This window comes from Frankia sp. AgKG'84/4, from assembly GCF_023242965.2.
Lineage (GTDB): Bacteria > Actinomycetota > Actinomycetes > Frankiales > Frankiaceae > Frankia.
This window is the reverse complement of the sequence record NZ_JALKFU020000251.1, coordinates 1-7,352: the sequence shown is the minus strand read 5'-3', so window position 1 is coordinate 7,352 and position 7,352 is coordinate 1. Positions and strand designations below refer to the sequence as shown.

General features: G+C 72.5%; 7 protein-coding genes and 1 riboswitch. Of the genes, 5 read left to right on the top strand and 2 right to left on the bottom strand.

Annotation, left to right across the window (positions count from 1 at the left end):
* Nucleotides 1-105 precede the first annotated feature (105 nt).
* Both MXD58_RS15905 and MXD58_RS15900 read right to left on the bottom strand, forming a co-directional pair.
* Entirely contained in the window at nucleotides 106-1,602 is a 1,497-nt protein-coding gene (locus MXD58_RS15905) for an MFS transporter (RefSeq protein WP_374616186.1), read from the bottom strand.
* A 220-nt stretch (nucleotides 1,603-1,822) separates the two neighbouring features.
* Nucleotides 1,823-2,443 carry a TetR/AcrR family transcriptional regulator gene (locus tag MXD58_RS15900; RefSeq protein WP_248841172.1) on the bottom strand — a complete coding sequence of 207 codons (621 nt, stop codon included), beginning with the start codon at nucleotides 2,441-2,443 and terminating at the stop codon, nucleotides 1,823-1,825.
* A gap of 185 nt (nucleotides 2,444-2,628) precedes the next feature.
* On the opposite strand from MXD58_RS15900, the gene MXD58_RS15895 reads away from it, so the two are divergent.
* The 5 genes from MXD58_RS15895 to MXD58_RS15875 all read left to right on the top strand — a co-directional run.
* Nucleotides 2,629-3,717 carry an alpha/beta hydrolase gene (locus MXD58_RS15895; protein WP_248841171.1) on the top strand — a complete coding sequence of 363 codons (1,089 nt, stop codon included), beginning with the start codon at nucleotides 2,629-2,631 and terminating at the stop codon, nucleotides 3,715-3,717.
* Nucleotides 3,718-3,908: 191 nt separating this feature from the next.
* On the top strand, nucleotides 3,909-4,739 hold the full coding sequence (locus tag MXD58_RS15890; RefSeq protein WP_248841170.1) for a sulfite exporter TauE/SafE family protein: 831 nt from the start codon (nucleotides 3,909-3,911) through the stop codon (nucleotides 4,737-4,739).
* Nucleotides 4,740-4,812: 73 nt separating this feature from the next.
* Nucleotides 4,813-5,208: a DUF1634 domain-containing protein gene (locus tag MXD58_RS15885; RefSeq protein ID WP_248841169.1), complete on the top strand. Its 396-nt coding sequence runs from the start codon at nucleotides 4,813-4,815 to the stop codon at nucleotides 5,206-5,208.
* A gap of 275 nt (nucleotides 5,209-5,483) precedes the next feature.
* A complete protein-coding gene (locus MXD58_RS15880) occupies nucleotides 5,484-6,299 on the top strand; it encodes an SAM-dependent methyltransferase (RefSeq protein ID WP_248841168.1) in 816 nt (271 codons plus the stop codon).
* Nucleotides 6,300-6,371: 72 nt separating this feature from the next.
* Nucleotides 6,372-6,485: riboswitch (SAM riboswitch) on the top strand.
* A 46-nt stretch (nucleotides 6,486-6,531) separates the two neighbouring features.
* The coding region (locus tag MXD58_RS15875; RefSeq protein ID WP_250609463.1) for an aminotransferase class V-fold PLP-dependent enzyme at nucleotides 6,532-7,352 on the top strand (821 nt) is incomplete at its 3' end.

Below are 7,352 nucleotides of genomic sequence, written 5' to 3'. Positions count from 1 at the left end.
TGTTTCTGAGTTTGTTATGCCGGATACGCCGCGGGGCATGGGGGGCCCCCCACATGTAACCCGCGGGGGGGGGCCGCCCCGCCCACCGGGCGGGCCCGGACCCGGTCAACCCGCGTGTGCCGGCACGGCCTCGGTGTTCGACGTCGTGTCCCGGCCGGCGGTCACGAGGACGAACACCACGATCGCCGAGAGGGCGATGAAGACCGCACCCCAGATGAAGGCAGTGGTGTAGCCCTCGATCTGGGACTGGGCGACGGCCCGCGGGCCATGGTGATCGACGAGGTAACCGGTGACCGCGGTCGCGTAGACCGTGTTGAGCAGCGCCGTCCCGAGCGCGCCGCCGACCTGCTGGGTGGTGTTGACCAGCGCGCTGGCGACCCCGGCGTCGTGCGCGCCGACGCCGACGAGCGCCACGCTCGACAGCGGCACGAATGACAGACCCATGCCGAAGCTGATGAGCAGCTCCGACGGCAGGACGTGGGCGACGAAGCTGGAGTCGAGCCCGATGCCCACCAGTAGCGCCATGCCGAGTGCGGCGAGCAGCCCGCCGCTGCCGGCGAGTATCCGCGGGCCGACCCGCGGCAGCAACTGGCTGGCCAGGCCGGCCGAGACGATAATGCCGCCACTGAACGGGAGGAACGCGAACCCGGACTTCAGCGCGCTGTAGCCCAGGGTCTGCTGGAAGTAGTAGGTGAGGAAGAGGAACATCGAGAACAGACCGGCGCCGGTGAGCAGGCAGGCGAGGAACGACCCACCCCGGTTGCGCTCCAGCGCCACCCGCAGCGGCAGCAGCGGGGCGCTCGAGCGCGCTTCGATGACGACGAACAGGACAAGCAGCACCACCGAACCGACGAGCAGGCCGAGGGTGCGCGGGTCACTCCAGCCGTCCTCGGCGGCCACGGTGAACCCGTAGACGAGGGCGACGAGCCCGGCCGTGACGGTCAGTGCCCCGGGCAGGTCGTAGCGGGCTTCACCCGACGCCTTGCTCTCCCGGACCACCGGGGCCGCGGCGATGGCGGTGACCAGCGCGATCGGCACGTTCACCAGCAGGCACCAGCGCCAGGAGGCGTACTCGGTGAGGATGCCACCGACGATCAGGCCGATCGCCGCGCCGCCACCCGAGATGGCGCCGTAGACGCCGAACGCCCTGGCCCGCTCCTTGCTCTCGGTGAACGTGACCGTGATCAGCGAGAGCGCGGCCGGGGCGAGCACCGCCGCGAACGCACCCTGCAGCGCGCGAGCGGCGAACAGCAGCCCCGCGTTCGGTGCGACACCACCGAGGGCCGAGGCGACGGCGAACCCGAACAGCCCCAACATGAAGGCCCGCTTGCGGCCGAGGTAGTCGGCGATGCGGCCGCCGAGCAGCAGCAGACCGCCGAAGGCGAGGGTGTAGGCGGTCACCATCCACTGCCGGTTGGCGGTGGAGATGTGCAGCGAGGACTGGGCGTGCGGAATCGCGATGTTCACGATCGAGGCGTCGAGGACGACCATGAGCTGGGCGACCGCGATGATGCACAGCGCCAGCCATCGCCGGGGGTCGGGCGTTCCGTCGGCCACGCCCGCCGGATCGGCTACGGTCCGGCGGTCGACGGTTTCGGTCACGGGGAGGCTCCTTGCCAGAAAGATTGGTGTCGGTCGGACCGGACACCACGACGTTCGACTACCAGGACCGACGAGGTGACGACGGCCCCAGCGTCGGGACACAAGGCAGGACGAGGCGGATCAGCGCGGGGTGACAGACCCGCTGGCCGCCCGCGCGTCCCGTGCGGCGCTCCGCACCGCGGCCCGGAGCATTCGATCGTATGTTCGGAAGGCTATCAGTTCAGGAGACGGTTTCCGCCGGGAGACCCGCGCGGCCAGCGATCAGGGGCAGCGCCAGTTCATCGACGAGGTGATGCACGAACGCGTCATCCAGCGCCTCGCCGGTGACGAGTAACCGCATGAAGATCATCGACGTGATGACCTCGACCAGCGGCCCCGGGTCGGCGGATGCGGCCAGCTCCCCCCGCTTCGCCGCGCGTTCCAGCAGGCAGCAGCACATCTCCGCCTTGTGCTGGCGCATGTTGTCCTGGATGACCGCGGCGAGCTCAGGAGACTCACTCGCCGCCCGCAGCACGCCGACGAGCAGCGCTCCGTCAGGCCCGGACGCAGCCTTGATCATGAGCCGCACCTGGGCCAGCAGATCGTCACGAAGGGATCCGGTGTCGGCGGGCGCGCTGTCGATCGGCGCTCGCCGGCGCAGGGCCTCGATGACCATCTCGTCCTTGCTGGCCCATCGCCGGTAGATCGTCGCCTTGCTGGCGCGGGCCAGGTTCGCCACGGCGACCATGCTCATCCGCTCATAGCCGACCTCGACGAGCAGCTGCAGCGCGGCGTCGAGAATCGCCTGCTCCCGGGCATCGTCCCGGGGTCGACCGCGGCCTGCGCCGCAGGGGATGTTCACAACCTCCTCCCCCCTTCGGACACCCGTACGATCGTGGGCGTCCCTGACTCATGGAAACAGTACCGTACTGTACTGGAAATCGCGCCACCGCCGACGACGTGTCCCCGCCCACATCGCCCCGGCCCGTGCGGCGCCGCGGCAGCCCGCGGACACCGCCTCGGCCGGGGATGATGGGCGGGACCAGCATGGTCGACCCCGGACGGTCGACGGGACACGGCCGATCGATCACCGCGCGAGAGGATCCCGTCATTCCCGCCCTGCAGCGCCGCCAGCACGCCGCCATCGCCGTCGCCGCGGCCTGTGCCGCGCTGGCCGCCGGAGTCACCGTCGCCACCCGCGCCATCCGGCGACCTCCCCCTGCGCCCGGCGACCCCGAGGCCGTCGCGTTCTCCGGCGGTCTCGCCGCGACACCGCCGGGAGGCTGGGAGCTGCGGGACGTGCCCTACGCGCGGCTGTCCGCCGCCCAGCGTCTCGACCTGTACCGGCCGACGGCCCCGTCGGGTTCCGGTGCCGGCGCGCGCCGGCTGCCGGTGGTGCTCACGATCCACGGCGGCGCCTTCGCCCTCGGCGACAAGCGGGAGGACGCCCCGGTCGTCGCTGCCCTGCTGGCCGCCGGCTACGCCGTCGCGGCCGTGAACTACCGGCTCTCCGGCGAGGCCCGCTTCCCCGCCGCGGTGCAGGACGTCAAGGCGGCCGTGCGGTGGCTGCGCGCGCACGCGGACAGCTACGGCCTCGACCCGGACCGGATCGCGGCGAGCGGCCAGTCGGCCGGCGGCTACCTCGCGGTCATGCTCGGCGCGACGGCGGGTGTGGCGATGTACGACGACCCGCGCCTGGGCAGCCCGAGGGTGTCCAGCGCCGTCCAGGCCGTCGTCGACTTCTACGCCCCGGTGAACTTCGGCTCCATGGACGAGCAGGCCCGCTCGAACACGCGCTGCGCCGCCGCCGACGCCCGCCACGGTCGCCCCGGCTCGCCGGAGTCCCGTTTCCTCGGTCGCGCGGTCGCCACCGCACCCCAGCTCGTGCGGGCCGCGAGCCCGCTGCACTACCTCGGTCACGCGGCGACGCTGCCGCCGTTCCTCGTCGAGCACGGCGACGCCGACTGTGTCGTGCCCCACGGTCAGTCCCTGGAGCTCGCCGAGGCGCTGCGGGCCGCGGGAGCCCCGGCGGTCGAACTCACGATCATTGCGGGCGCTGGCCACGGCGGCCTGTTCCCCGCGGCGGAACGGATGGCCGCGGTGGTGGAGTTTCTGGATCGCGTCCTCGCCCGCTGACCTCACGAACCCCCAGGACCACCCGGACGTGGCGCCACGACGCCACGGCGGGCGCGCCGCGCTCCCCCGCCGATCTCGCCCCCGCCGATCTCGCCCCCGCCGATCCAGCTCCCCTGGACCGATACCTCTGCTCCAGATAGGCTCTGTAACAGACCTAATTGTCGGGGGTCGATGAGGGGGCGCTGAGCACCGTGAGCCCGTTGGTGGAGATCGTCGTCATCGCCCTCGTCTGCGTCGCCTCGGGCGCTCTGGGCAGCCTGCTCGGCCTGGGCGGCGGCACGTTCATCGTGCCGATTCTCACCCTCGCGTTCGGCCTCGACGTGCGCCTCGCGATCGGTGCGTCCGTCATCTCCGTCGTCGCCGGTAGCGCCGCGGCCTCGCCGCGCTACCTCGACCAGGGTTTCGCGAACCTGCGGGTCGCGGTCACCCTCGAGGTGGCCACGGTCAGCGGGGCCGTCGGCGGCGCCCTGCTGGCCGGCCATCTCAGTGCCCGCACGCTGTATGTCGTGTTCGGCGCCGCGCTGGCGTTCAGCGCGGCGCAGATGCTGCGCAACCGGCAGGAACGGTCCGGGCTGGCGGTGCCGGGCGACCGGATCGCCGACGTGCTGACCCTGCACGGCAGCGTCACCGACGGTCCGCGCCAGCACGCCTACCGGGTCACCAGGACCGCCACCGGCCTGACGATGATGACCGCCGCGGGTGCCGTGAGCGGGCTGCTCGGCATCGGCTCCGGCGCGATGAAGGTGCCGGCCATGGACCTCGCGATGCGACTGCCGATCAAGGTGTCGACGGCGACGAGCAATCTGATGATCGGGGTGACCGGCGCCGCCAGCGCCGTCGTCTACCTGCAGCGCGGTGACGTCGTGCCCGCGCTGGCCGCCGCGGTGGCGATCGGCACGGTCGTTGGTGCGCGCCTTGGTTCCCGGCTGCTCGCCGGGGTGCGGACGACGACCCTGCGAACGGTGTTCCTCGTGGTGCTCCTCGTGATCAGCGTTCAGATGCTGCTGCGCGGGCTGGCCTGACCACGCTCGACGCCACCTTGTGAACGACGGACGACCAGAGACGGACGCGACGCGAGAGAGGGCAGGTGGCGCCATGACCATCACATCGGCGGGCGAGGCCCCGGAGGTCGGCGCGCGGGCGGTCGCCCTCGTGCTCCGCATCGGCGGTGTGGTCGGCATCCTCCTCGTCATCGCCGGACTGGCCACCGGAATCGGCCAGGACGGTGCCGCCTGGGTGCACGGCCCGGGTGGTGGACTGCTCGACGGGTCCGCACCGGTACGCCTGTCCGACCTCGCCAGCGGGCTGCGCCACGGCCGGTCGAGCGCCGTCATCCTGCTCGGCATGGCCGTCCTGGTCGCGACCCCGGCCGCCGGGGTCGTGGCGGCGGGGCTGGCGTGGCTGCGCTCGCGCCAGCCGTGGCTGGCCGCGGTCGCCGCCGTCGTGATCCTGCTGCTGGTCGTCGCCGGCGGTCTCGGCGCCGAGAGCTGACGCCGGCGGCGCGGCCCGCGGACGGGGCCGGCGCCCTCGAGTCGGTCCCCGCGGCACGGGCTGATCCGCCCTGGCAGCCTGCCGCCGCCTGTATCGCTTCGGCCGGACCGAGTGGTGGAAACACGGAGATGATCCCTGCGGTTTCGCCGGACCGCCCGGTCGAGCGGGCGGCGAAACCGTTACTGTTGCGATGTTTCCGCACTGCGTGACCGCACCGCCGCGCCTGTTCCGCCGACCGCCGACCGCCGACCGCCCACTCGGGAAACGGAAGCGCCATGACCGCCGATCGCCCTGACTTCGTGCCGGCCGCCCTGGACATCGATGTTCCGCATTCCGCGCGGATGTACGACTACTACCTCGGCGGAAAAGAGAACTTCCGCGCGGACCGGGAAGCGGCCGAAAAGGTCATCGCCGCCGCTCCGGAGGCCCCGTTGATGGCCCGGGAGAACCGGGCGTTCATGAACCGGGCCGTCGCCCACCTGGCCACCGAGCAGGGCGTCCGGCAGTTCCTCGACGTCGGCACCGGCATCCCGACCAGCCCGAACCTGCACGAGATCGTCCAGGCGGTCGACCCGGCCGCCCGCATCGTCTACGCCGACTACGACCCGCTGGTTCTGACCCACGCCCGCGCGTTACTCGGCGGCACCCCCGAGGGCCGCACCGCCTATCTGCAGGCCGACCTGCGCGAGCCGGTGCCGCTACTGGCGTCCGACGAGGTGCGCGAGACCCTCGATCTGTCCCGCCCGGTCGGGCTCTGCCTGGTCGCGATCCTGCATTTCATCACCGACAACGAGGATCCGTACGGCGTGGTGCGGACCCTGCTCGACGGCCTGCCGTCCGGCAGTTACCTGACGCTGTCCCACGCCGTGTCCGACGCGGCCACCGCCGGCGCCGCCTCGATCGTCTCGACCTACCAGAAGTCCTCCTCGAGCCTCACCCTGCGCACGACGGCGCAGATCCGCGCCTTCTTCGAAGGCCTGGACCTGCTCGACCCCGGCGTGACGCTGGTGCCGGCCTGGCGTCCCACCGGCCCGTTGCCCGAAGGCCACGAGAAGGTCTGGATCGCTGGCGGCGTCGCGCGGATGCCGTAGTCGCCCCAGGTCAGGCGCTTGAATGTCGATCTGCCCGACGCGGATAAGCGGGTTTTGCTAGAGTCCCTGTCACGTCTTGAGCGCCAGCGTTCAGCCCCGGCTTGCTGGCCGGCAACCCTGCGTCCGCACTGGGGTGCCCCGGGTGATGACAGGGCCGCGGCAACCCGCCAGCGGCAAGTGCCGACCCGTCATGGGTCCAAGGGGAGCGACGTTGACCTCGATCGTTTCTGTCATGCCCGAATCCGCCCGCCGCCCGGAGGTGCCCGCGCAGCCGGACGAGCACGCCGTGCCAGGCGACGCGCAGCCGGACGCAGCGCTGCTGGCGGTGCGGGGCGCCGGCCTGCACGTGCCGCTCGTCGGCGGCGGCCGGGTGGAGTACGCCAACCTCGACTACGCGGCGAGTGCGCCCTGCCTGTCCGCCGTCGCCGAGCACATCGAGCGGGTGCTGCCCTACTCCGCGAGCGTGCACCGCGGGGCGGGGTTCGCCTCCCAGGTCTGCACGTCGCTGTACGAGGGTGCCAGGGCGGATGTCGCCCGGTTCGTCGGTGCCCGCGACGACGACCTGGTTCTGTTCACCCGCAACACCACCGACGCCGTGAACCTGCTGGCCGGCGCGCTGCCCGCGGGCGCAGGTGACGTGGTGCTGTTCGATCTGGAGCACCACGCGAACCTGCTGCCGTGGCGCGGGCGCGGAGCGCGCTGCGTCGCCACCCGCCCGACGCTGGCGCAGAGCCTGGTCGCGCTGGAGGCCGAGTTGCGGGCCGCCCCGGCGGCGCTGCTCGCGGTGACCGGGGCCTCGAACGTCACCGGCGAGGCCCCGCCGCTGGCCCGCCTCGCCCGGCTGGCGCATGCCGCCGGCGCGCGGATCTTCGTCGATGCCGCGCAGCTCGCGCCGCACCGCCGGGTCGAGATGGCCGCGATCGGGATCGACTACCTCGCCTTCTCCGGGCACAAGCTCTACGCGCCGTTCGGCGCCGGGGTGCTCGTCGGCGCCGCCGACTGGCTGGACGCGGCGAGGCCGTACCTGGCCGGCGGCGGCGCCGTGCGCGAGGT